20 protein-coding genes are annotated in these 26,359 nt (G+C 45.0%); 4 read left to right on the forward strand and 16 right to left on the reverse strand.

Annotated elements, in window-relative coordinates; genetic code table 11:
• Positions 1-245 precede the first annotated feature (245 nt).
• The gene (locus tag ACVBJC_RS11430) at positions 246-1,157 is read right to left on the reverse strand and encodes a LysR family transcriptional regulator (protein ID WP_447160886.1); all 912 of its coding nucleotides are present in this window, start codon (positions 1,155-1,157) and stop codon (positions 246-248) included.
• Between the two features lie 121 nt (positions 1,158-1,278).
• Between ACVBJC_RS11430 and ACVBJC_RS11435 the strand changes: the two genes are divergently transcribed.
• Positions 1,279-5,832: an ATP-binding protein gene (locus ACVBJC_RS11435; protein WP_447160887.1), complete on the forward strand. Its 4,554-nt coding sequence runs from the start codon at positions 1,279-1,281 to the stop codon at positions 5,830-5,832.
• 218 nt (positions 5,833-6,050) lie between these two features.
• On the opposite strand, the gene ACVBJC_RS11440 is transcribed toward ACVBJC_RS11435, so the two are convergent.
• The 4 genes from ACVBJC_RS11440 to glf all read right to left on the reverse strand — a co-directional run bounded on the left by ACVBJC_RS11440 (position 6,051) and on the right by glf (position 12,227).
• Complete coding sequence (locus ACVBJC_RS11440) at positions 6,051-7,295, reverse strand: cation:proton antiporter (RefSeq protein ID WP_447160888.1); 1,245 nt, start codon at positions 7,293-7,295, stop codon at positions 6,051-6,053.
• 192 nt (positions 7,296-7,487) lie between these two features.
• Entirely contained in the window at positions 7,488-10,118 is a 2,631-nt protein-coding gene (locus tag ACVBJC_RS11445; protein WP_447160889.1) for a cation-translocating P-type ATPase, read from the reverse strand.
• A 124-nt stretch (positions 10,119-10,242) separates the two neighbouring features.
• Positions 10,243-11,058, reverse strand: a complete 816-nt coding sequence (locus tag ACVBJC_RS11450; RefSeq protein ID WP_447160890.1) for a hypothetical protein — start codon at positions 11,056-11,058, stop codon at positions 10,243-10,245.
• A 23-nt stretch (positions 11,059-11,081) separates the two neighbouring features.
• Positions 11,082-12,227, reverse strand: a complete 1,146-nt coding sequence (gene glf, locus ACVBJC_RS11455) for a UDP-galactopyranose mutase (protein ID WP_447160891.1) — start codon at positions 12,225-12,227, stop codon at positions 11,082-11,084.
• 222 nt (positions 12,228-12,449) lie between these two features.
• Here glf and ACVBJC_RS11460 point away from each other — a divergent pair, with 222 nt between their 5' ends.
• Entirely contained in the window at positions 12,450-13,403 is a 954-nt protein-coding gene (locus ACVBJC_RS11460; protein ID WP_447160981.1) for a diguanylate cyclase domain-containing protein, read from the forward strand.
• Positions 13,404-13,405: 2 nt separating this feature from the next.
• On the opposite strand, the gene ACVBJC_RS11465 is transcribed toward ACVBJC_RS11460, so the two are convergent.
• Positions 13,406-14,317: a LysR family transcriptional regulator gene (locus ACVBJC_RS11465; RefSeq protein ID WP_447160892.1), complete on the reverse strand. Its 912-nt coding sequence runs from the start codon at positions 14,315-14,317 to the stop codon at positions 13,406-13,408.
• Positions 14,318-14,433: 116 nt separating this feature from the next.
• On the opposite strand from ACVBJC_RS11465, the gene ACVBJC_RS11470 reads away from it, so the two are divergent.
• Positions 14,434-14,574, forward strand: a complete 141-nt coding sequence (locus tag ACVBJC_RS11470) for a hypothetical protein (protein WP_447160893.1) — start codon at positions 14,434-14,436, stop codon at positions 14,572-14,574.
• Positions 14,575-14,605: 31 nt separating this feature from the next.
• Here ACVBJC_RS11470 and ACVBJC_RS11475 read toward each other — a convergent pair whose 3' ends face one another.
• Together ACVBJC_RS11475 and ACVBJC_RS11480 are read right to left on the reverse strand one after the other, a co-directional pair.
• Positions 14,606-14,821, reverse strand: a complete 216-nt coding sequence (locus ACVBJC_RS11475) for a TIGR02450 family Trp-rich protein (RefSeq protein WP_447160894.1) — start codon at positions 14,819-14,821, stop codon at positions 14,606-14,608.
• Between the two features lie 134 nt (positions 14,822-14,955).
• Positions 14,956-15,216, reverse strand: coding sequence for a DUF5062 family protein (locus ACVBJC_RS11480; RefSeq protein WP_447160895.1), 261 nt, complete (start codon positions 15,214-15,216; stop codon positions 14,956-14,958).
• 230 nt (positions 15,217-15,446) lie between these two features.
• Between ACVBJC_RS11480 and ACVBJC_RS11485 the strand changes: the two genes are divergently transcribed.
• Positions 15,447-16,325: a universal stress protein gene (locus ACVBJC_RS11485; protein ID WP_447160896.1), complete on the forward strand. Its 879-nt coding sequence runs from the start codon at positions 15,447-15,449 to the stop codon at positions 16,323-16,325.
• Positions 16,326-16,410: 85 nt separating this feature from the next.
• Here ACVBJC_RS11485 and ACVBJC_RS11490 read toward each other — a convergent pair whose 3' ends face one another.
• The 8 genes from ACVBJC_RS11490 to ACVBJC_RS11525 all read right to left on the reverse strand — a co-directional run bounded on the left by ACVBJC_RS11490 (position 16,411) and on the right by ACVBJC_RS11525 (position 25,954).
• Complete coding sequence (locus ACVBJC_RS11490) at positions 16,411-16,836, reverse strand: nitrate reductase cytochrome c-type subunit (RefSeq protein ID WP_447160897.1); 426 nt, start codon at positions 16,834-16,836, stop codon at positions 16,411-16,413.
• Positions 16,833-17,741 carry a quinol dehydrogenase ferredoxin subunit NapH gene (gene napH, locus ACVBJC_RS11495; RefSeq protein ID WP_447160898.1) on the reverse strand — a complete coding sequence of 303 codons (909 nt, stop codon included), beginning with the start codon at positions 17,739-17,741 and terminating at the stop codon, positions 16,833-16,835. The genes ACVBJC_RS11490 and napH overlap by 4 nt, the downstream gene beginning before the upstream one ends.
• Entirely contained in the window at positions 17,738-18,472 is a 735-nt protein-coding gene (napG, locus tag ACVBJC_RS11500) for a ferredoxin-type protein NapG (RefSeq protein WP_447160899.1), read from the reverse strand. The genes napH and napG overlap by 4 nt, the downstream gene beginning before the upstream one ends.
• A 57-nt stretch (positions 18,473-18,529) precedes the next feature.
• Complete coding sequence (gene napA, locus ACVBJC_RS11505; RefSeq protein ID WP_447160900.1) at positions 18,530-21,013, reverse strand: nitrate reductase catalytic subunit NapA; 2,484 nt, start codon at positions 21,011-21,013, stop codon at positions 18,530-18,532.
• Entirely contained in the window at positions 21,003-21,278 is a 276-nt protein-coding gene (locus ACVBJC_RS11510; RefSeq protein ID WP_447160901.1) for a chaperone NapD, read from the reverse strand. Before ACVBJC_RS11510 ends, napA begins: the two co-directional genes overlap by 11 nt.
• Positions 21,279-21,628: 350 nt before the next feature.
• On the reverse strand, positions 21,629-22,735 hold the full coding sequence (locus tag ACVBJC_RS11515; RefSeq protein WP_447160902.1) for a lipocalin-like domain-containing protein: 1,107 nt from the start codon (positions 22,733-22,735) through the stop codon (positions 21,629-21,631).
• Positions 22,732-25,293, reverse strand: coding sequence for an FtsX-like permease family protein (locus tag ACVBJC_RS11520; RefSeq protein ID WP_447160903.1), 2,562 nt, complete (start codon positions 25,291-25,293; stop codon positions 22,732-22,734). The genes ACVBJC_RS11515 and ACVBJC_RS11520 overlap by 4 nt, the downstream gene beginning before the upstream one ends.
• Entirely contained in the window at positions 25,286-25,954 is a 669-nt protein-coding gene (locus ACVBJC_RS11525; protein ID WP_447160904.1) for an ABC transporter ATP-binding protein, read from the reverse strand. The genes ACVBJC_RS11520 and ACVBJC_RS11525 overlap by 8 nt, the downstream gene beginning before the upstream one ends.
• Positions 25,955-26,359: the final 405 nt, after the last annotated feature.

Below are 26,359 nucleotides of genomic sequence, written 5' to 3' on the forward strand. Positions count from 1 at the left end.
TGGCCCATTGTCGCTAGCTCAATTACATCATCATAGATTGTAGTGATTCTTGGCTAGTAAAGCGCTTATGTTATAAAGCTTATGTTATAAAAGAGGTCTAAAAACACACTGATGTTAGTGGCCCATTGTCGCTAGCTCAATTACTTCATCATAGATTGTAGTGATTCTTGGCTAGTAAAGCGCTTATGTTATATAAAGAGGTCTAAAAACACACTGATGTTAGTGGCCCATTGTCGCTAGCTCAATTACATCATCATAGATTGTAGTGACTCTTGGCTAGTAAAGCGCTTATGGAAGAAGTCTAAAAACACACTGATGTTAGTGGCCAGCTGACGCCTGCTCGAATACACACCGTATACTTTAAAGGCCTCCATTGGCCATTCTTGTAATAAGGGGACTAAAGAGCCACTTGCGAGTTCGTTCTTACACACTGAGTTTGACAGCATGGCAATGCCAAAGTCGTCCATAGCGAGTTGCTTGACCATCACCGCGCTGTTAACGCGCACTTTTCGCTGAAAGTTAACCATGGTTTTTCTGGTGCCTTTACCCAGCGGCCAGATAGGGGCAGAGCGTGAGGTCCCTAATAAAATACCACTATGTTCAGCCAAATCTTGTGGTGTTGCTGGCGTGCCATGAATTTTTAAGTAACTAGGGCTTGCGACCAAGATAGGTTGGCGCTCAAATAACAGTCTTGCGACTAAATCAGATGACTGTAATGGGCCATATTTGATGGCGATATCGTAACCTTCTCCTACGAGTCCAATATCACTATCGGTAAATTGCACGTCGAGCTCAACATTGGGGTATAGACGTAGAAAGCCACTGCATAATGTGGCAATTAACTCTTGGCTAAAAGAGACGGGAATAGCAATACGCAATAAGCCAGAAACGTCGTTATGGGTATTTTCTACTGTGGCTTTGGCAGCCTCTATTTCATCGCTTATACTGGAGCAATGCTGAAAAAACAGCGCGCCGACCTGAGTCAGGCTTAAATTACGGGTATCTCGTTGTAAAAGTCGCACGCCAAGCTGCTCTTCTAGTTGAGCAACTTTACGACTAATGGTTGATTTTGGCATGCCTATTTCACGGGCAGCTTGAGAGAAACCTTTGGCTCTAACTACCGCTGCAAAGAGCATCATACCGTTTAAATCAGGCATGTTATCTCCACTGTCTCAAATATGGAACAAAGCGTCTAGTGCAGTTTAATAGCAATTGACGGGATAACAAAGTTATATTTACGGGCTAAAAATTTCAGAGGCTAAAGCAGAGGATCTTTCGATGACCAGCAAAAATCAGCCCGCTAACATGACTCAAGTGCAAACTGCCGACCCGCTTTTTCTAAAAGCAGAGCAGTTAGCAAAAGACTTTTCACTGTTTCCTGAGCACAGTAAGCAAACGCTTTCAGAGGAGATTAAAGGTCTTTTAGACGATGACGCGATTCAAGCTAATCTTAAAGACTTGGCTCAGTTAGACGTTGATGGTTATGTCACTAAGGTGATTCAACCAACTCAAGATAAAAATCGCCCGGGTGCTAAACGCATCATTGCGGATCTTAAAGGTAAGCTCATTACCGAAACCCATATCGGCCCTTTTTATAGTGCAGAGATTGAACTGAATTTTGGATCTCGTACTCGCCGTATCGGTTTTGTCGCGCAAGAACGCACAACCGCAAACGGAGCATGGATGCCTGAGCATCATATTGCTTGCTGTAAAGCGATTCGCCACTTTGCTGAGCTGTCTATGCCGATTGTTTACCTTATCGACACGCCTGGTGCCGATGCAGGTGAAATAGCTAACAGCCAGAACCAAGCACACTCTATTTCTAAAGCGATTGCCGAGAGCGCGAACGTTGACGTACCTACTGTGGGTATAGTTATCGGTGCGGGTTACTCTGGTGGCGCGATTCCACTTGCTGCTGCAAACATCTTGTTATCGCTACGTGATGGTATTTTTAACACCATCCAGCCACAAGGTTTGCAAAGCATTGCCCGTAAATACAACTTGTCTTGGCAGGAATGTGCTAAGTCAGTTGGTGTATCGCCTGAAGAGCTTTATACCTCTGGTTGTATCGATGGCATTATCGATTTCTCGCCATCAGACCGAGATGAGCGTCAGCACAATTTACGCCGTGCAATTATTAGCAGTATCGAAGCGGTAGAAAAAGCAGCGGTTAACTTTGTGCGTGAGTCAGAAGATCTACGTGAGCATTATGACCGCAGTTTAGCGCGTTTCCTAAGCCCGTCTAAGAATCTTGAAGCGTTAGAGCTTAACGCTGAGCTTGCGGTAGCTAACAACCCTACAATGCACTTGAACTTGTTTGGTAGTACATACCGTTACTTGCGTTATCTAACGTTGCGTAGCCGTATCCATTCTATCTCGCAAGAGCAGTACGGTCGTCTATCTAAGGTCAGCGTGCCTGAAGGTGATTTGTTAGCGCGTATTCAGCAAGAGCAAGACCGTGTATTCCAGTCTTGGTTATCAAGCCCTGATAAACTGGTTTATGACGAAGAGCTGAACAAGCTATGGGGTAACTTCATCGCTAAGCGTGATGATGTGTCTACCGAGCGTAATATGCTAACGCGTTTGATTTTGGGTGAGCCAAAAGAGAACTATAAGAAAGCCCGTAAGGCGCTTATCTTTAACATCAGCTGGTCGCTATACCACCGCTGGAAAGGCAACGCAGAGAACAACTTCAAAGGGCTGATTAATTATCTTGAGACGCTTCCATCTGAAGTGACGCAAGCTGATTGGCCTGAACTGAACAAGCTAACCGTGTTAGATGTGATTGTTCATGATGAGCTGCGTGAAGATTTCATCTGGCAATGTCATAACATCTTGGTATTCGATGCGCTTTACGACAACGTTGTGGGTAATCTTGCGTCTATCGCAAAAGAAGCCATGATGTCTAAGAGCTTGTCACGTAACTCGGTTGATAACTTGCTGCATGACTCTATTGACCGTGCACTATCGACGCAAAACGTTGCTAACGATAAGAACAAGTTCTACAAGTGGCTGAAGTACTTTATGTCACAGTCAAACCGCGCAGAACTACTGACTCGTACTGAGCAGTGGAAGAGTGTTGGTTTCCCACAACTGAACGACAGTCTATTTGTTATTCTGACTTACTTTTTCGAGCGTTTACTGCCTGAGTATTTTGACAGCGAAGAAGAAAGCGGTGAATACACTGGCGCAATTAACCCTGTTCGTATCGGTCGTCGTAAAGACTTCTGGAACCGTTTGACTATGGGTTATCAAGATTTGTTAATCCAGAAAGTACTTCGCGACGAAAAACGTGCAGGAAAAATGGGTTGGGAATCAATTGTCGCTAAGTTCTTCTCTGAGTTTGAAGAGATTAACGGCGATAAGATTTCAGCTAACTTGCTTAACTTCCCCGGTTTCCGTCTTTCAATCGAAGATGCATTAGACAAGGGCATTCGCCCATGTGGTTTAATCACAGGTCTTGCTGATTTTGATCATAACGGTCAGCCAATGCGCGTGGGTGTTGCAGTATCAAATACGGCGTTCCAGGCGGGTGCATTCGATATGGCGGCAGCTGAGAAGTTCAGCGCGTTATTGATTGAGTGTGCTAAGCGCAGACTACCGGTTATCTGTTTCATCAGCTCAGGTGGTATGCAGACTAAAGAAGGTGCAGCCGCGCTTTTCTCTATGGCAGTGGTGAACGATCGTATTACTCGCTTTATTCGTGATAACGAATTGCCAGTATTGATGTTTGGTTATGGTGATTGTACCGGTGGTGCACAGGCAAGTTTTGTGACACATCCACTGGTACAAACTTATTACCTGTCTGGCACTAACATGCCGTTTGCGGGCCAAATGGTTGTTCCAGCTTACTTACCGTCTACGTCCACGCTGTCTAACTACTTGTCTAAAGTACCTGGCGCGATGGATGCATTGGTGACGAACCCATTTAGTGACACGATTGACGAACAATTACAAAGCATCGATCCGTTAATGCCTAAGCCGACGGCTAAGATTATTGATGTGATTGGTAGTGCAGTATCGACGTTGGTTCCTGAAAGACTGATTGCTGAAGAAGTGATTGTTCAGGATGATCCGCGTCAACTAATGAAGCCGATTGAAAAAGTATTGGTTCATGCTCGTGGTTGTACTGCGGTTAAGCTTATCCGCAAGGCTCATGACAATAATATCAATGTGGTATTGGTTGCATCAGATCCTGATATGACGTCAGTTCCAGCTGATATGCTAAAAGGCAACGACAAGTTAGTTTGTATTGGTGGTAACACTTCTGATGAGAGTTACCTAAACGCGTATTCTGTACTTAAAGTGGCTGAATACGAAAATGTGGATGCATTGCACCCAGGTATTGGTTTCTTGTCTGAAAGCCCGCAATTTGCTGCACTTTGTGTCAACAACGGTATTAATTTCGTTGGTCCAAGCGTGCATAGCATGACGACTATGGGTAACAAGTCGAACGCGATTAAGACATCACAAGCGCAAAACGTGCCTGTTGTACCGGGTAGTCACGGTATTTTGACTAACGCAGAGCAAGCGGTAAACGTTGCTAGCGAAATCGGTTACCCAGTACTGCTTAAGGCGGTACAAGGTGGTGGCGGTAAAGGTATTCAGGTTGTTGAACGTCCAGGTGACATGATCTCCTTGTTCCAAAAGACCTCTACTGAAGCAGCTGCCGCATTTGGTAACGGTGACTTGTACCTAGAGAAGTATGTAACCTCGCTACGTCACATTGAAGTCCAGTTACTACGTGATCAGTTTGGTAATACTAAAGTACTCGGCCTACGTGACTGTTCTGTACAGCGTAATAACCAGAAAGTGGTTGAAGAGTCTGGTTCAACTATGTTGCCAGATGAGCTTAAGCAAAAGGTGATGGAATACACCCGTCTACTTGGTGACGCAACCGATTACATGGGTGCTGGTACGGTTGAATTTATCTATAACTTAGACGCGAACGAAGTCTACTTTATGGAAATGAACACTCGTTTACAGGTTGAGCATCCAGTTACTGAAGCAACATCAGGCATTGATATCGTTAGCGCTGGTTTTGATATCGCAGCAGGTCGCTCGATTGCCGAGCTTGAGCCACAAGATATTGGCTATGCGATGGAAGTGCGTGTAACGGCTGAAAAAGCGGCTCTTGATAGTAATGGCGTATTACAGTTATTACCGTACCCAGGTCTAATCACTGAGTACCAGATGCCAGAGCGTGACGACATCGAAATCATCTCAATTGCAGGCGAAGGTAAAGAGGTTTCTCCTTATTACGATAGCTTGATTGCGCAGATTATCTGTCGTGGTGAGAGCCGTGAAGATGTGATTGTTAAGCTACACGACTACCTAGCAAACCAAGTGGTGATAAAAGGTATCGCAACTAACATTCCGTTGCTCACGCGCATCCTTAAAGATGGCACCTTCAACGAAGGCGTATACGATACTAATTATCTACCACGCTTTATGGCAGAGCTAGACGTGCCAGAGATGATTGCTGAAATGGAAGCGGCGGCAGAAACGGTAGGTGTTGATACTGCATCACTTCGCGTTGGTGAAAGTAATGAGCTTAAAGTGATGGCTCAAGGCGCAGGTATCTTCTATACCTCTCCAGCACCGGGTGAAGCTGACTTTGTTAAAGAAGGCGACATAGTTACTGTCGATCAGACTTTAGCGCTTACAGAAGCAATGAAGATGTTCTCGCAGGTAACCTTAGCAGGCTTTAACCGTAAGAACGCGATACTTTACCCTGAAGATCAACAGTATCGTATTGAGCGTATTCTTAACAGTAACGGTCAGCAAGTCTCTCAAGGTGAGTTACTGTTTGTTGTGTCTCCGGTAGCCTAGCAACTTGGTGTACTTCTTCGCAGCCTAACTTAAGGTCAGTTAAGATGAGTGAAAGCGTAGCGAATTAGACCTAAAAAATACCCACATAATGTGGGTATTTTTTTGTCTAAAATTCGCTAGGCATTCATATCTTGATACTGATTTGGCTTGATACTGACTAGCGCTATATCGATTAACTTTATACCGATTAACTTTATACAGATCGGATATAGTTGCTTTCAGGACTTATCGACCCCCTGATAGCGAATTAAAAATGCTAACAACAATGGGGTGATAATGCTGGTTGCTATCGCCATGATGACTATGGCGGAAAATAGCCCAGATATGATGGGCGGTGTAGGGTCTGGATGATTAAATAGCCCGGCTTGTAACGCGACTCCCGCTAAAACGATTTCAACTGCTCCGCGGCCACTCATTGCAACGCCTATTCGCAGTGACTCTTGGCTACTATGACCCGTAGCCCGTGCACATAGCCCAGCGCCAATGAGCTTACTGAGCAAGGCTACAGTAATCAGTAGAGCGACAAACCCAGGGATTGATGCCAGTGACGTCAAGTCTAAATGAAACCCTATCGACACGAAAAAAATTGGCGCGAGAAAACCTGAGGTGATACCCGACGTTTGTCTCTCAACGCGGTCATATACTTTTTGCTCCACAACCGCAGGATGGAAAAACATACCTGCGACAAAGGCACCGATAATAAAATGTAAACCCAGTATTTCGGCGAGTACAGCGTATCCCAGAGAGGCGATTAATAGCATACTAAAATCAATATCAGGGATATTGGTGTACTTGAGATAGCGACCAACAAAAGGAAATAAATAGTAGCCGACAGGTATTGTGATAACGAAAAAGAGCAGTACTTTAGCTAAAAGTGGGCCCCATAAATCTAGAGTAAAAGATAGGGTGCCCCCATTACTAATAGTGGCTAACAATAAGGAGAGAATAAATAAGCTGAGTAGATCGTCCCACAGCGCGGCGGCGACAATGGTTTTACCCTCTTCGGTATCTAAGCGGTTAAACTCCATCAGCATGCGAATGGTGACAGGCACCGCCGTAACGGCAAGAGCCGTTCCCAAGAACCAACTTTGAACTGTTTTAAAGGGGGATTCTGGAAACAGCATAAGCCCTATTAAGGTACCAGAGATAATAGGCACTAACATGCCGCCGACCGCTACAGCAGGGGCTGAGCTTGAGGTCTTCTTAAAGTCGAGTGGGCTCATGCGTACGCCAGCCAATAGCATCAGGAAAAACATCCCTAGATCGGCCAGCGCTTCAAACGCTTCTCCTTGAGTCACTTCCCACAGCAATGGAAATGTGTCTTGAAAACGATACAGGAATAACCCCAGTGCGATCCCAGACACTAACTCGCCTACAATCGGCGGTAAATTTAAGCGTTTGGCTATAACCGCAAAAATCCGGGTAACAGCCAGCAATACAAGAACTAAATAGAGAAAACGCATCTGTATTTTACCCCCAGCTCGACTAGTATGAGAATAGTTGTCTGGCTGTATAAAGTCTAATATCTAATCGAGCCTTGGTGATGGCCAAGGCCTGTATTTTGTACTTACCGTGAGTCCGATTTAGCTAAAGTGCTAGTTCTAAAGCTAAGCTGCAAAATGAGTTAAGAGCTAATGATGACTGCTGCTAGCTGACTACTCTTGTCGTTGACTCGCTATGGCCGCAGCGACCTTCGGATGATGCTTGGTACGCCAATACCTTTTATGTAGTTCATCTACAACAAAGAGTACTGAGGCGGTAGCGAGCAAAATCAACCAGTGACCGAGGCTAATTGGACTGATTTGCAGCGCATCACTGAGTCCTGGTGTATACATGGCACCAATATGGATCCCCTGTGCAACGACAATACCGATAAGTAATATTGGGTTACTAAACCAAGGGATCTGTAATATCGACCTGTGTTCTGAGCGGCTATTGAGGGCATGTACATTTTCAAACAGCACCATCAACATTAACGTGAGGTTACGGGCTTCTGCTTCACTGGAGCCTGTTTGCAGTAATATGGTAAATAAACCAAATGCGATCAGCCCCATGGTGAGTGCGCTCGAACAGACCCTTTCGAGCATCAATCGATCGAAAATAGGCTCCTTAGGCGACCGCGGTGCTTGAAGTAGTTCTTTGCCTTCGGCAGGTTCGAAGGCGAGTGCAACATCCTGTACCCCATTGGTGACAATATTTAGCCAGAGGATCTGCAGCGGGAAAAGTGGGATTGGCAATGCAAACAATACGCTGAGGATAAACAGCAAGATCTCTGCAGCACCTGTGCTGATCAGTAAGTAGATCACCTTGCGAATATTGTTATATACGACGCGACCTTCAACAATCCCCTTTACAATGGAGCTAAATTTATCATCGGTTAGCACCAATGAGGCGCTCTCTCTTGCGACATCAGTACCTCTAAGTCCCATGGCTATTCCCACATGGGCGTGTTTTAAGGCGGGGGCATCATTAACGCCATCGCCTGTCATGGCGACAAACTCTCCCTGCCTGATAAGCGACTGAGTGATCTCCATCTTCTGTTGCGGTTTGACCCTAGCAAACACTCTATGATTGGCGACAAGCCGGTCAAATGTATTGATATCCTGCAATCTTGCTTGTTCAAGTGCAGGCCCAGTAATCGCACTATCAGTTTCATCTGCAATCTTAAGTTGTTTGGATAAGGTGAGGGCGGTGGCAGGGTGATCGCCAGTTATCATCGCGACTTTAATGTGCGCTTTTCGGCATGCTGCAACGGCCTCGATAGCGTCGGGTCTAAGGGGATCGCTCATGGCGACTAAACCGAGAAGTTTCAGCCCACTAAAATGATCATCTATAGGAGTACCTAAGCCGTGAGCGACAGCTAGTACACGATATCCTTGCTGCGCCATTATGTGGGCTTGATTAAGTACCTTTTGTCGTAACGTTTTGTTAATCGAGCACATGGGGATAAGTTTCTCTACCGCTCCTTTTACTGAGATCATAGGGCCTAACGAGCTATTATCTATGCTGGCACTAAAGCCTTTTTCTGACTCATAGGGGAATAAGTTCAGCCGTTGCTGTACTGGATCGAAAGGGAGTTTGAACTTGTGGCCTAAGACAAGAAACGCAAGATCGACGCCATCACCATCGGCGTGCACGTGATGCTCCTCAAAAACTAAGTGCGCTTCATTAGCGAGTGTCCCCGCCGTGACTAACTGCTTAAGTGTGGATTCACTTGTTAAGCTGCCTGCCACTAAGTGATTGCTCTCTGAATTAGGTTGAATTAAGTCAACCTGAGTCTGTTCTCCAGAGGGATACACACCACCTATGGGGCTGAGTCCTTCGCCGGAGACAAGGTAAACCTGCTCATTAGTAAGCCAAATTTGACCAATGGTCATCTCGTTGACCGTTAATGTGCCAGTTTTATCGGAGGCGATAAACGTACAAGAGCCGAGTGCTTCCACTGCAACGAGTTTGCGCACAATCACGTTAGCTTTAGCCATTCGTTTCATACCGATAGCAAGAGCCACGGTAATGGCAGCCGGAAGCCCCTCAGGGATCGCAGATACAGCTAATGCAACGCCGAGTAAGAACACGTCAGAGAGCGGCGCGCCTCGAAGTAGAGTCAGGCCAAATATGAGCGCGATGATGATGATTATGGCTATCGCGATACGTAGAGTGAATAGATCGATTCTTTGCATCAGCGGTGGCTTGGTGCTACCGCCCTGGTGGACTAAATGGGCTATCTGCCCTATTTGAGTATTGGCTCCGGTCGCAATGACCTCGCCTTCGGCTCGCCCATGGGTGACTAAGGTTCCAGCAAAAGCCTGTTTTTTATTGCTAACAGAGGCGGACTCTCCTGTGAGAGCTGACTCATCAACTTGAAATAAATTTGCTTGTTTTAAGCTGATATCTGCACCGATACGATCGCCGCTGTTGAGTATGACCCAGTCACCTGCCACTAGATCTTTGCTATCAACAAGCATTGGGTGGCCATCACGGATAACGCGGCTCTGCTGCGGCACCATATGCGCTAATGAGTCGGCGGCTTTTTGAGCTGAAAATTCTTGAATCGTGCCAATAAGCGCGTTAATAAGTAAAACAATGGAGATAAAAAAAGCATTGATAAGTTGCCCGAGGAGTAAGCAAACAATCACTGCAACCAATAGCACATAGATAAATGCGCTACGAAATTGGATAAGAAACAGTTTAAAAAAACTATTCCTAAGCGGCTTAGGCAAGCAGTTTGCCCCATTTTGCTTTAACCGCTCCCGTGCCTGCTCGGTTGTCAGCCCCTGAATTGCCACATAGCCTCCAGCAGTACAGCTTTGCTTCGTCCCTTTATCTATAGTCAATAATTATAGGGCAAGATATGTTTTCAGGCGTTTAATTGACCAGTATCAAAGGTACACGGTTGTCGGGGCTTCCACTTTAACTATGGTTAAATTTGGCGTGCTTTTTAGCTCTGTGTTTGGCAATGACTCTTTGATATTTTCCTCTTATGCTCGCCAAGATTGAGGAACACTGGCTGGATTGCGAGATCTGACTATAAACTTTAAATTTATTTGGCCCATGACGACGACAGATATTGAACTGCGGGTATAAGCTTTGTAGCTGCAGCGCGTCTTTCTCTGGTGATAACTCAGGGTTAAGTTTATACAGCTCACCACCGACTGGACGAGTGTGAATAACGGGCGTTGCATCAATAACGGCGATACGTTTGAAGTCAGTATTAGCAATAAGGTGAGGCCACAGGGCATCGAGTCCCCACCCTGATGGACTTTGGCCCAAACTCTCTTTTAGGGTGATCAACGCACTGGGCGAAAAAACGGGCACCATCACCTCTACAAAATTACTGTAGCGCAAAACTGAGTGTGGTTGACGCAATAAGCTTGAGTGCGAGAAGTAAGAATCCATGGTCAGTGCCGGTTGTGCCAGCGCTAAGCCAAAACCATCAAAAAGACTGAACATCTTATTGATAGTATTAGCGTCAGTCATGATGTCATCATCGGGTAACCAGACTGCATCATATTGCGATATGATCGCCCAGTTGGCTTCAACGAGCTTATGGATTATTGGCCACTTGCCACCTTTTACTTGCTCATAATAAGTCGCTTCAGCTTGGTAATGATTAGGCTTATCGCCAAAGTAACTTAAGAATAAGTCAAAATTAGGGACTGCATTTTCTAACCAATGCGGATGCAGGGAGTTATCGCCTACACGGGCAATGACTAAGTATTTTTTCATATCAAATGGCTCTATAAATGTCGCTATTGCGCAGTAAAAGCTGGCATGGTTTGTTTGGTTGCGAGTGTATTTAGGAACACTTGGCTGGCCGTCAATGCTTCATCAATTGTCACGTCCATATCTAAGTAGCGATAAGTGCCTAATCGACCGACAAAGGTGATATTTTTTTCTTGTTTAGCCAGTTGGATATAGCGCTCAAGTAAGGTGTTATCTTCACTAAGCCTCACTGGATAATAGGGAGTGTCATCTGCGGTTGCTTCGCGGCTGTACTCTTTAAAAATCACTGTTCTTGAGTGTGTCTCCCAAGGGGTAAAGTGCTTATGCTCACTGATCCGTGTATAGGCTTGGCTATTATCGCAATAGTTAATAACAGCATTGCCTTGATAGTCCCCTTCATGGGTTTCTTTATCAAAGTCTAAGGTTCGATAGGGGAGTCTACCGAGCTTAAAATCAAAATACGCATCTAACGGCCCTGAGAAAAAAACATGATCGTACTCGGATTTCATTGTGGCGCAAAAGGCCGAATCGAGTTGCAGTGCAATGTTAGGGTGATCGAGTAACTTTTCTATTAAGGGGGTATAGCCCTCAATCGGCATTCCCTGAAATGGGTGGTTAAAATAATTATCATCGTAATTAAATCTAACAGGCAGCCGTTTTAAAATACTCGCAGGTAGCGTATCTGGTGAACGTCCCCACTGCTTAATGGTGTAGTATTTAAAAAAAGCTTGGTACAGCGATTCACCAATCATTTTTTGCGCTTGTTGTTCAAAATTCTGTGGTTCGATAATGCTGCTATCTGCTTGTTTAGCAATAAATTGCTCAGCTTCAGCGGGTGACATCCGCGCATTAAAAAACTGATTTATTGTATGCAGATTAATTGGCAATGAGTAAACCTGCCCTTGGCTCATCGCCTTCACTCTATTGGTAAATGGCATCATTTGCCCAAGTTGGGTGACATAGTTCCAAATGTGCGCTTTATCTGTGTGGAAAATATGAGGGCCAAAGTGGTGCAGCATTACATTGCTATGAGGATCTCTTGAAGAGTAGCAGTTACCAGCAATGTGTTTGCGAGGTTCAAATACTGTTATTTGGTGGCCAGCTTTGGCGAGCTCATTGGCAATAACAGCACCAGAGAACCCCGCTCCAGCGATTCCGATCTTAAGTATCATATATTCAGCATTAGCTATCAGTTAACTTGGGGTAAGTTTACATGACTCAAACCTGATGTGAGTAAGATTTATCGCTTCGAAAATAAAAAGTGGCGTGGGATGTATACGGGGATGGGGTGTTATGTTTTTATGTTGCAGACTTGTTATCGTCGTGGGTTGGTGTAGGTTTAAAACCGCTAAAGCTAATCAGTGGACACTTAGGAGAGGATTATTACGACCTCGATAGATAAAGACAAAATACTGGCAAATTTAACAGCTGAAAACGCGTTAATAGAACAAGAAAATGCCTCGTTACGTGAACAAAATAAAGTCTTACAGCAAAAGCTCAATGCTGCGTTAGATGGAACCGGCTTGTGTTTGTGGGAGCAGCATATTCCCAGCGGTAATTTAACCATGTTTAATATGGAGTGGGGGTCACTGCTCGGTTACACCATAGATGATCTGGCAGCCCATATCGATAGCTGGAAAGGTAATCTTCATCCAGAAGATCGTGATTGGGTGATCGCTAACTTTGATGATCATATCAAGGGGAGAACTGACTCCTACGATGTGACCCATAGAATGTTGCATAAAGATGGCTCGGTAACTTGGGTATCAGATCGTGGGCGGGTGATTGAATTTGGCTTGAGAGGGGAACCATTACGGATCATGGGGACGCATGTTGATATAACGAAAGAGAAACGCTACGAGCAGGAGTTAGCTAAGCTTGCTCATCGCGATCCTTTAACTGAGCTGTTCAATCGACAAGCTATCATTGAGGTGTTTAATAGCTCGCGTCAATCTTCAATAAAGGGTGCCTTAATGTTTATCGATTTAGATGACTTTAAGGCTAACAACGACCGCTATGGACATAAGTTTGGCGATAGCTTACTAATTAAAATCGCAGAAATGCTGCAGCTGCAGGTGCAAGAGTCCCAAGTAATCGCAAGGCTTGGAGGTGATGAGTTTGTTGTGCTGTTTGAGTTTAGTGATAAAGCATTACTTGCTTGTATAGCAGACAGGATCTTGAGTGCTTTTATGGGGTCTATCGAGGTCGAAAATAGGCATGTGACAATTGGGATGAGTATCGGGATCAGTTTATTTTCAGATCAATCTTTTAGCTTTGCCTATGAACAAGCCGATCGTGCAATGTATGAGGTAAAGCGCCAAGGAAAAAACGGCTACCGTTTTGCTTGACGCTACACAGGCGTTATACCGAGCTGATTATTAGGGCTGAGCTCCCGACTTAAATTGATGAAACTCTCAGCTGCGGGGGTAAGTGGTAAGTTCTTACGCCAAATCAGTGCTAAATCCCATGTTAGCGCTGGTGATAGTGGTCGGTATAACAGTTCTTTTGAGGCGATTTTATCGCAAATTGGCTTAGGTAATATGGCTATGCCCATCTTAGCCTCTACCATCGCGGCGATAAAATCCCATTGGCCACTCTGAGCGGCAATATTAAGCTCTACATTGGCCTTACGGCTTAGCCTATGGATAAGCTTTGACAGAGAAAAATCATCGTTATAGAGAATAAAAGGATGAGGCTCAATAGCTGACCAGGTAATGGCTCTGGACTTTGCCAGCAAATGCTCTTTCGGAATACAAGCAAGTAGGGGATAGCCTTTGAGGTTATGGCTATCAAACTCGTGTGAATGAGTTGTAGGTAATGCGGTAAAGGTTAGATCTAGCGTGTCATTAAGCAGAGCTTGCTCCGCACCATATCCGCCGAGCTCGACAATACTAATCTCTATTTTTGGAAAGCGTTTTCGATATTCTGATAAGAGATTGATGATCATCTCTCCCATCATAGGACATACCCCTAAGCGAAGCTGCCCTGTTTGTAATCCATTTAAGTTGTTTAAATCTTCTTGTAACCTATGCCATTGTCCCACTATCTGCTTCGCGGTACTTTCAAGCATTCTGCCTGCTTCTGTAGCAATGACTTTTTGGTTATTTCGGATAAGTAGAGGTTGTTCTAGGTGTTCCTCCAAACGCTGGATCATCTTGCTCAGTGTCGGCTGAGTGAGGTGTAACTTTTCAGCAGCTCGGGTGTAATTTCCCACCTCAAGTAACGTAATAAAGCAGTGTAAGCTCTTAATTTGTACGTTCATGCTTTTATGGAATCCAGTTGATAGTTATTATTCATTTTACTAATAATAGGATAAGGATTACTTTGACCGCAAGCACACTGTTGTGTCTATTTTTGTTGCAATTAATAGGAAATAAAATGAAGGCATATCAAGGTTTATTCGCTCAAGCACTCTATTTAGCTGCCAAGCCATTAGATAAAGAACAGAAACAAAAACTCAATGCCAACTCTGGTCAGCGTCAATGTTCTGCGCAAAAAACCAAGAGTAAGGTGCGCTAATCCTAGGCAAAGTATCACTGCTAGAACCGTTTTACTTCCAACCAAAGTTCCAATTTCTTTGCTGCATTAGCTCGCGCCAATTAATTTGATATTCGGTGCGAGTCAGCACTGCTTCAATAATGCACAAGCTGACTTCCCCCTCTTCATCAAACTCCACCTTAGTGACCATAAAATGCTTCTGCTTTTCTTTAGGTTTAATGGCTGTCCATTTACTATGAAGCAGCTTTTTTGGGTTTAATCTATTCATACCGATTAATTACGTTGGCAGTGTAGGATAAAGATCACTCTCTATGCATAAATAATACTAAAGGAGTTGAGGGATTGTAATAAGCGTTCTGCGCTGCAATAAGCTGCACAGAACTGAATATATGAATGATGATGTTAATTGAGTAACTCATGATTGGCTGGCAATTGACGACTGATCCATAATACTAATTTGTGCTTCATATTGGGGCCATCTTCTTTATCTTTTGATAATGCTTGGATCAGATTATCTTGCACCAGTAATCGATAGATACATTCAACTTTGTCTTTGGGAGAGATCCCTTGACCAAAATCGGCAAAGCCTCTTTTCTTGGCATAGCCAACACCAATTTCTAACGCGAGTTTGAGTAGCTGTGCATCGTGCTTACCTGACTTCATAGTAATGCTCTTTTTTCAATTGATGTAGCTATAACGTTACCTGAAATAAGGCCGAAGGCAATAGTTATCTTTCAGATTCTTATAGGTAAAACGCGACTAACTTTGATGTTTTATTTTTATTTATCATCGCCTTTTACCATTTGACCTAGGTCATCAATCATTCAGTTTTCACGGCATTAACAATTAAATTTGTCTAAGCTAATACTAGGTTGTTGTAACCGGAGATAGCGATGGACAAAGTATTTATTATTTCCCAAAGAGAAGAGGCCCATGTCAACGCAATATCGGCGGGGATAGAACTTGCTAGAGTGCTAGGAAAGCGTGCTGAGGTATTTGCCTATAGTTTTGAATACTTTGGTAATGCTGAGTATTACAATCCCAAGTTTGTTGCCGTGGCGCAAAAACATGTGATGAAGCAGCGCATGGCGAAAGTTGAGCAAGAGTTAGAGTGTATCGATGCCGCAGACACGCCAGCCCATAGTGTGTGGAGTAAAGATCTGTCAGAACATGCATGTCATCACTCTAAGCGACATGGTTTCGATTTAATGGTTAAAGGAGTGCATCACGTTGATCATTATCTTCCATTGGACTGGAGTCTTATTCGTCATACCCGAATACCATTAATGCTGTTAACGGATAATCCGCTACAGAACAATAATACTGTGATGATGGCGTTAGATCTTGGTAGTAGCAAAACGATAAAGAAACAATTAAATCATGCCGTTATTCGCCAGGCTGTTGCTTTGGCTGAGGCCACAAGCTGCGAGCTACATCTTGCATTTGTTATTCGATTGCCGCAGGTGATCCACGATATGGAAATTGTCGACATCCATGGAATGATAAGAAAAGCTCGGGAAACACATCAAGAATTGTTTGATGAGCTCAATATTGACCCTAAATGTATCCATATTACTGTGGGTGAACCGGATCTGTGTATTTATCAATTAGCCTGTAAGCATAAGGTGCGTTATTTAGTGCTTGGCGCGGTTCAGCGTCAGGGCGTTTATGCTTATGTGGTGGGAAATATGGCAGAATCAATACTCAACCGTATTCGCAGTAATGTACTTATCGTGCCTGCGCGTGAAGGTGTTTTGCAACCTCTAACGTAAAGCTCACATAAAAAAACCACCTAGGTTAAGGTGGTTTTTAAATGCGATATACCAATGAGTATTAGCCGTGAAAACAGCTCAGTACTTACTGAGTTGAAAACTCGTTTTCAACTAAATGCTGCTTGTTTTCTGCTTGTGGCGTATGACACTGAGTACAGTTGTAATATTCGTTGTTTAGTTTGCCATCAGCTAACATATGCGATGGGTCCACTGCAGTCGCTTTCATACGTTTAGCTTTAGCAGGGCTGTGACAACTGATACATCCATTTCTCTTTAGCGTGATTGGATAATCTGCCTTGTGTGGGATCATCGGCGGCTGGTGTACAAAAGTACGCTCGATAGATTTTCCACGCTTTGGATAAAGCGGCGCTGGGTCGGCGGCTCGAATATCTGTGATCTCAGACTTACCAAGTGAGCTGATGTTTACCGGCTCTGCTTGAGTGTTCGCTTGCTGACCAGTGCAAGCACTAAGCGCCATCACTAGCGCAGCTAAGGTGAGTAGTTTTTTCATTGGGTGTTCTCCGCCTTTAGGGCAATTCGATTTTGATATTTTCGATTTTTAAACTGGAAAACGCGTTGAGCACAAACATCGATACATCGGCCACATTGAGTGCAATCACTGCTGATTATCATAGGTTGTTTTCCTTTAAGTGCAGGTTTTAAGACCTGTCTTTCAGGGCATACAACAAAGCAATCCATACAGTTGTCACACGCTTTTGCATTGACGGCAGATACCTTTACCGGACTGACTTTGCCGAGTAGGCCAAAGAGTGCACCTGTTGGGCACAAGTGTCCGCACCATGCTCTTTCACTGATAAATAGATCCAGTAAGAAGATAGCTGCTAAGATCCATAAACCGCTGCCAGCGCTAAACAATGCGGCGCGATACAAAATAGGTACAGGGTTAACCCATTCCCATACTGTAAGGCCTGTAAGGACTGGCAGAACGAGCACAAGTGCTAGCAGATAGTAACGTAAGTTTCTAGGCATCTGCGTTGTACGCGGCAAGTTCAGTTTGCGTCGTAACCAGCTTGCAAGATCTGTCACTATGTTCACGGGACAGACCCAGCTGCAAAATACTCGCCCGCCTAGCACTGCATAAAACAAAGCAATAATGGCGGCACCGAGTATGAGGCTAAGCTCGGGTAGATGCCCTGTCAGCAACACCTGCAAAGTGGTAAGTGGATCAGATAAAGGCACCACACCTAAGGCTTCACTGGTAGAGAGGTTGCCTTTAAGCAACCACAATCCTAATAAAGGTGCTAACAAAGGACTAATGGCAAACAGTGCAAAGACACTGACTTGGCTTAGGCGGCGAAGAAATAGGAATTTGTGGGCACGCCACCATCCTAGCTCTTTAATTGCCGCCTTCGCAAAACCATGTGTTGTCGGTTTTTGCTTTAGTGGTTGGCTCATAATGCAAGCCCCTTGTTTAACATCTCAAGTGTGGTGGATTCGGTATTGATATATGTATCGTGTGCTGCCGTTTTACCTAAAGCAACATGAGTCGGTAACACTTTGATCGCAGCTTGCTCTAGCACGCAAGCATGTTCGCATTTACCGCAGCCTGTACAGCTATCGCTGTTGACTGTTGGTAAAAACATGGCGTGATGACCACTACGGGCATTGTGTTGCATATTAAGGGTGATAGCGTCATCAATTAGCGGGCAAACCCGGTAACAAACATCGCAACGTAGCCCTTTAAAGTTCAGGCAATTTTTCTCATCGATAAGTACCGCAATTCCCATTTTAGCGTCTTCAATATCCGTTAAATTGTGATCAAGCGAACCCGAAGGGCAGGCCTTAACACAGGGGATATCTTCACACATCTCACAGGGTATTTTGCGCGCAGTAAAGTAAGGCGTGCCCGTTGGCGCACCCTCAAACCAGCGAGCGAGTTTGAGGGTGTCGTAAGGGCAAGCTTCTACACATAAACCACAACGCACACAGGCCGAGAGAAAATCATCTTCACTTAATGCTCCTGGCGGTCTAATCGCGAAGGGGTCTAATTGAGTTGATTGTTTTGCAACTGCCGTTAATCCCATTCCTAGTAAGCTCATCGCACAGCTAGCTTTAGCCGTGGTGGCTAAAAACTGACGGCGATTAACGCCTTTTGCTTTGAACTTACTTTGATTGACCGTACTCATTTGCTGCCTTTTCTCCGCTTTGCTCAAGCGATTAAGTTAAATTTGTTTGTGAAAGACTTACGCTTTCATCACTTTAACTGGACACTTCTTGAAGTCTGTCTCTTTTGACAGCGGATCCGTCGCATCAAGTATTAACTTGTTGACCAGCTGGCGCGCATCGAAGAATGGCATAAATGCCACGCCTCTTGGTGGTTTGTTGCGGCCTTTAGTTTCAACACGGGTTTTCACTTCACCACGAGGTGAAGCCACAATCACTTCATCACCACGCTTTAGACCACGTGCTTTAGCATCCTCAGGATGCATAAAGATTTGTGCATCTGGGTAGGCGCGATAAAGCTCTGGCACGCGAGCTGTCATCGAACCTGTGTGCCAATGCTCAAGTACACGGCCGGTTGATAACCAGATATCATATTCTTCGTTTGGTTCCTCTGCTGCAGGCTCAAAGGGGAGGGCGAAAATAACCGCTTTACCGTCTGGCTTACCGTAGAAGTTAAAGCCTTCGCCAGCCTTAACATAAGGATCGCTACCTTCAACGAAACGGCGTAGGGTTTCTTTGCCATTCACCACAGGCCAACGTGCACCACGGTTTTCATGATAAGTATCAAAGTCCGCTAAGTCGTGTGCATGGCCGCGACCAAACTGGGCATATTCTTCAAATAGTCCTTTTTGTACGTAGAAACCAAATGCATCAGACTCATCATTTAGCTCAGATTTACATTCAGAAGCAGGGAACTTGTCCACAACGCCGTTAGCATAAAGTACGTCGTAAAGTGTCTTGTCAGCGTACTCAGGCTTCTTAGCAATCAGCTCAGCGGGCCATACTTCAGATACCTTAAAGCGCTTTGAAAACTCCATTAGCTGCCACAAGTCAGATTTTGCGCCTTCAGGTGCTTTAACTTGCTGGTGCCACATGTGAGTACGACGTTCAGCATTACCATAAGCGCCTTCTTTTTCTACCCACATTGCCGTTGGTAGAATCAAGTCCGCCGCCATAGCTGTAACCGTCGGATAGGGGTCAGACACGACAATGAAGTTTTCAGGATTACGGAAACCAGGATACATTTCATCGTTAATGTTTGGACCGGCTTGCATGTTATTGGTACACATAGTCCAGTAACAGTTCAGCTTGCCATCTTTAAGCATACGGCTTTGCAATACAGCGTGGAAACCAGGCTTTGGCGGAATAGTGCCCTCTGGTAATTGCCACAGTTTTTCAGCTATTTCACGGTGTTTAGGGTTTGCTACCACCATATCGGCAGGTAAACGGTGTGCAAACGTACCCACTTCACGCGCAGTACCACAAGCAGACGGTTGGCCTGTTAGTGAGAACGGACTGTTACCCGGCGTTGAAATTTTTCCGGTTAGCAAGTGAATGTTGTACAGCATGTTGTTCGCCCAAACACCACGTGTGTGCTGGTTGATCCCCATGGTCCACAAACTCATCATTTTCACGTTTGGATCGGCGTACGCTTTAGCCATAAGCTCTAGCTTTTCTGGCTCTACACCACTCATTTGGGCTGCGTATTCAAGCGTGTAGGTGCTCACAAACTTGGCGTACTCATCAAAGCTGATTGGCGCAAACTTACCATTACCTGGGTTTTTCGCTTTTTGCTCTAATGGATGCTCTGGACGAAGACCGTAACCGATATCCGTTGTACCTAGAGCAAACTTAGTGTGCTTATTAACGAAGTCTTTGTTTACCGCATCGTTTTGAATGATGTAGTTAGCAATATAGTTAAGAATAACTAGGTCAGACTGTGGACGGAAAACCATGGCGTTATCGGCTAAATCGAAGCTACGATTTTCGTAAGTTGATAATACGTGTACGCGACTTGTTGGGCTGCTCAGACGACGATCTGATAGGCGAGCCCACAAGATTGGGTGCATTTCTGCCATGTTGGCGCCCCAAAGCACAAACTGATCAGCAGCTTCTAAGTCATCATAACAACCCATAGGCTCATCAATACCAAATGTACGCATAAAGCCAACAACCGCAGATGCCATACAGTGACGGGCATTAGGGTCGATGTTGTTAGTTAAGAAACCCGCTTTGTGTAGTTTAGAGGCAGCATAACCTTCCCAAACTGTCCATTGGCCAGAACCAAACATACCAATAGCGGTAGGCCCTTTGGTGTTAAGGGTGTGCTTCCACTTCTCAGCCATGATATCAAACGCGCTATCCCAGCTGATTGGTGTGAATTCGCCTTCTTTATCATATTGACCATCTGTCATGCGCAAAAGCGGTGTAGTAAGGCGATCTTTGCCGTACATGATCTTAGAAAGGAAGTAGCCTTTAATACAGTTAAGGCCTTTGTTCACAGGGCTTTCTGGATCACCTTTAGTGGCAACGACTTTGCCATTATCTGTACCCACGAGAACGCTACAACCCACGCCACAAAAACGGCAAGGTGCTTTGTCCCACTTGATGCTATCTTTTTGCTCTGCAGCTTCAACTATCTTAACTGGCAGAGTTGCACCGACGGCTGTTGCAGCTGCAACGGCGGCGTTGGCTTTTAGAAACTCGCGACGGCTAATGCTCATGGTGTTCCTCACTCTTCTCTTCAACTGGATCGACTTGGTGATAAATCAAACTGCTATTAATAACGCCTTCTAAGGCGTTTATTGCTTCAACGCTATCGAGGATGGCACGCTGGGTCTCACCTTCAACGGTGACCACAAACTTGCCTTCGTCAGTAACGGCATGTATTTCGGTGCCTGTTAGAGCAGATATTTTGCTCTTAATCTCTGTCACAGCATGGGGCGCGGCATGCACCACTAGACTGGTAATATGAAATTCTTGGCTCATCTTGTTACCTTTTATAATGGGGTAAATAACGCTGTTCTTTAAGTAGTGCAGTTGCTATCTACCAAGGTTGATATCGAGTCTAGACCTCATAGATTTTGTGGGTATACCTCACAAGGGGTATTGAGGTTTTTTGTCGACAAAGATCAACTTTTTGATGGTGATCTAGTTCGCAAATTTACCATTAAACACTATAGGCTTGTTTGAATTTCATCCATACGAAATGTTAGCTTGCGCTACATTAAAAACTCAAAACATTCAGAACCTTGGTTAATGATAATCATTCTTGTTTGGCGGGCGGAAAGGACAGTTTGTAAGCCGTGTACTTGCCCAATAAAGGCAAAGATTAGTTGTTAATATCCAGTGAGTTCCATATAGCCCAAGCCATTGTGGCTACCCGATATTTTGATCGGGCCTTCCCAGTAAGGGATAGACAGTGGCATGCTTGAGTCGCTATTGAGAGCTTGAGTGTTAAGCTTGATGTTTTCCGAGGGGATCGCTATCTGCCAAGTGACAGGGTAGCGCCCTGACGGGGTTTGCTGCCATGCGGTTGCAGTCATTGATATTTGATCTGTGCTGATGTTATGACCCCTGCCGTCAGAGTACATACGTCTGCCACTATAAAAGTGCTGTTTGTCACCACTGTTATCCCTTAGCTGAAATAACATTAATGCAGAGCCATCATCTAGCTTTAAGGCGAACCAATCCCAGCCTTGCTGAGTTTTTGATAAAAACTGCGAACTCCATTCTCTATCAAGCCAGGCATCACCCGAAACATGAGTGGTTTTACCATCTTGCTCGATAGTGCCAGTGACCTTGATAAAAGGTTGACTATAGTAGTAGCTAGCAACAGTGCCGCTGGCATTTTTACGACTATAGCCTCGCTCGCCTTGCAGTTGAAAAGGCGACTGACTATCTAGGGTTAACTGGTAATTAAAGTCAGCAGTGACTACCGACAGTATTGCAGGAAACAGTTGCTCGTTGTCGCTGCGCCATTGCCAACCATCTTGTTGAATAATCAAGGGCGAGGTTTGTGTGCCGGCAAAGTATTGATTACCCCTTGACCACTTTTCTTCGGTTAGATGTAGTTGCTTACTGGTGAGTGCAGTGTGCGACATATATAACTGCTGAGTCTGCCAAGCTGATTGAGTGGCTTTGTTATTGCTGGTTTCATTTTCATCAACACTGGGTGGAGCAAGCGCGATACGAAACTGTGTCCATTGCAGGCCAAGTTCTTCACCTGTGTCTGTTTTTAGATTCGCGGTTAAATACCACCATTCCTGGCGAAAATCATCATGTGCTTGATGGTCCGCCGGAAACGTGAGTGCTACGCCGGGCAACACTGGCGCATAACCTTGAGTATTACCATCTAATAGCTGTCCCATACCGGGTGTACTGCCTGGCTCTGAGTCACAACCGCAGAGTGAAAACAGAAGGAGTAAATAACAGAACAGTTTCATAGTGCTTCCTGTTGTAAGCTGCTAATGAGTGGTTTTCTGGTCTGCCAAAATAGCGGCAATATTACTGCAATCGCACTGGCAATCATGGCGATAACAAGCACTCTAAAGTAGGCCTGCCAGTCCCAAACCATGGCAATACTCCAGCCAAAGGCCTGTAAAGTGACTTTGTTAATCAGTAAATAGCCGAGTAATGCGCCAGTTGGCAGAGCAAGTAAGCAGGTAAATAGTACGATAAGCAGCATTTGGCCACAGACTAAAGTACGTAACTGATAGCGGCTCACTCCAAGGGAGTAAAGCCGCGCTAAGGGCGCTTGCCTTGCTTGAGTTAACATTAGGCAAGCGCTGAAAAGGCCAATTGCCGCGACCACTAAGGTCAAGCTATTGAGTACCAAAGTGATAGAAAAAGTGCGTTTAAAGATCTCAAGTGCGCGCTGCTTTATTTTAGTTTGGTTATACATCTGTGCGGGTGACAGTGGCACCTTTGTTTGCAGTATCAATTCAAGTTCAGTGATATTGTTAGCATAACTAGCTGCAATGCTGGTGGGCTGTGTGGGGAGCTTGAGCTGCTGCCAAGTATGTTGACTTACAATGACCTGACCCAATGGATTACCGTAATCATAGAAGATGGCACCAATGGACAAGGGGGCAAGCGATACCTTGTCAAACTCAGGTAGACTGATTTTATCACCCACATTAAGTTGGTATTTGATTGCCATCGGCTCACTGATCATGAGGTTATTACCACTGAAAAAGTGCTGCCAATGATGATCCGATTGCGCTTTTATCTGGTTGCTGTTTCTGAGTGAATGCGCATCGCGGGTCATTAGGCTGACAGGGGCCTTTTGATAATGGCTATTATGGATCCACTGGCCATATATTGCGGTAACCTTAGGTAGCTCGGCTAATAACGCTTGTGTTTGGGTAACTTTATCGCTGGGTGGGCGGATATACAGATCGGCATACAGTCTGTCGTCGAGCCAGTGTTTTAAGGTGATTTCAAAACTGCCGACTAAGGTATTCATCGAAATGTTGGCGGTTAACGCCAGTAGCATGGCCATCATCGCCAGCGACAGTGGCGCAATAAGCTCTTTACTTTCAGCCACGGCATACTGCCACAGGCCGTTACGTGTAATACGCTCCACCACCGATAGCCCCATTTGCAGCGCCAGCGGCAATAGCAGTGGTATGGCAATGGTTACTACGCCTAATAATATCAGGCTATGTTGATAATCTTGGGTAAACGGAAACAAAACCGCGCTAATCAAGAGTAGAGCGATCGCGATAAAAAATAGCTTTCTTTGCTGCCTCTTAGCGTGACCTTGCTGTTCATAGCGGCTCGCACTACGTGCTAAAGGTTGTTTCGCTAAGGTGGTAAACAGTGGAAAACAAGCAAGCAGGGCGGCAAAGAAAGTCAACCCAACGGCTTGATATAGCCAGCTCCACTGCCAAAGCCCAGGCATCAGCCTTGCGCCATAAAGCTGCTCGAGTGTGAGTGCAATCATAGGTTGTAACCAGTGACTTAACTGCAAGCCAAGAATAAATCCAGCAAGCGAACCGAGCAGCACTAAACTGAACAGCTCGATGAGTAATGCAACCAGTAATGCCCGTTGTGGCACGCCTTGCTGCTGTAATTGCACTAACAGCCTTTGTCGCTTGAGCAGGCTATAGCGCACGCCGTTATAGGCGATAAAGAGTCCGACGACAAATGCCAATAAGCTCATGGCGGTGAGATTTAAGTGAAAACTACGGGTTAAACTGGTGAGGCCTTCACCGTCATCTTGTACGGCAAAATCAAAATGCTCACTCGTCTGCTCATTAAAGGCTTGCTTGACCTGCTCGGTAAGCGTGTCGGCTTGACCAAATAGGGCGATATAGCTTAATTGACCGGGTCGATTGAGTAGCTGCTGTGCAAGAGAGATATCCATTAAAATGGCGTTGCCGAGACCTAGGCTATCATCGAGTGAAATAACATTAAGCGTTTTGCCGTTAAGCTGTATTTCCCCCTTGGGAGCAACGTTGTCGGCAAAGCTTTTACTCATCAAAATATACGGCGCAGCAGATAACAACTTTGCTAAAGGAAGGTTGGCTGATAATAGCGAGCGGTGGCTTTTATCTGGGCTGCTTATCGCCGTGCTTGAGGTGTGATTCTTGTTTTTACTCTGACTCTGAATTGATAAGGCGGCGACTAAATCACTCGCTTGTATATCCCAACGTCTGCCTTGCTCATCGGTGACGGTATCGTTTATTACCGCTAAGGCTTGATTTATACCTGCTTGTTTTAAAGTAAAATAAACTGACTCATCAATTGATTTTTTGCCTGTGATTGGCGTGAGTAATAACTGCGCCCTTTGGCTTAGTAGCTCCGTCGCTTCAGAGTAACTGCGCACTGCGTTTTCATTGGTGGCTCTAACACCAATAAGCAGGGTTACCGCCAGGATAATACCGAGTAAAATAGCCCCCGCTTGCAGAGGCGATTTTAAGTAGTGACGAGCAAACACGCCCAGACTTAAGCGTATCGTTAGGCCAAAACCTGAACCGTTATTTGAGCCGCTACTCATGGATTTGCCCTTGCTCTAGGTGCCAGCGCCTTTTCATAAAAGCGGCGCATTCATTGCTGTGAGTCACCATTAAAATACTGGTTTGTGACTCCTCGGCGAGTTGGGTGAGGAGCGCCATAACTTGCTGACCGGCTTTCTCATCGAGGTTACCTGTCGGTTCGTCGGCCAATAATAGCTGCGGCTTATGAGCGAGTGCGCGCGCAATAGCGACCCGTTGTTGCTGGCCGCCTGAGAGGGTTTCTACATGTCTGTTTTTTACTTCATCAAGCCCAAGCTGGGTAATTAAGTAATCACACCATGGGCTCCATTTCTGTTGGTTCAAGCGCAGTGAAAAAGCGATATTGTCACGAACATTGAGCGGGGTTAGCAGATTAAATTGCTGGAAAACAACACCGAGGTGTTGGCGTCGAAATTGGCTCCACTGTTTATCTTGCCAGAGGGTGGTGTCATTTGAGTTGAGAAACAATTGGCCTTGCTTGATAAATTCAAAACCGCCAATGATGTTGAGTAAGGTACTTTTACCACTTCCGCTAGGACCTGTCAGTGCGACTGTGTCGGCGACATTGAGCGTTAAGTTAATATCGGCTAATACCTGATGATATTTATCACCATCAGTAAAGCCCTTAGATACGTGGTTCAGGCTGACAATTTCTGTACTCATGACTTCCCCTGTTACAAGAACTACTTTCTCTAGCCATAATCAATTTAACATGTTTCATGTGTCATGTTTAATCTTCCCTAGTGATTACGCATTTTGTTATTACGTATTGGTATCTTAATAGGATCGTATCCTTACTGACTTATTTGTTTTTCGGCTCGTAGATAGCAATATTGACTGCAGAATGGACTAAAAACCGACACTGCATTGCTCAATAAATAAACTGGCTTTGTGTTGAATGCTGATGCTTGAGGTGATTTAATGAAGTCGTTATTTCAAGTTCATCATAGAGTTAGTGCCTAATAAGAAGTAAATGGGTCTCTTTTATTCGGTGCAAAGTCACAGCCTTGCCTACACTGTGTTTGAGTGTTTTTGCTAAAGAGCGTGACAGGCCTTTCTAGCAAGATA

It is taken from the genome of Shewanella sp. 0m-6, assembly GCF_052977325.1.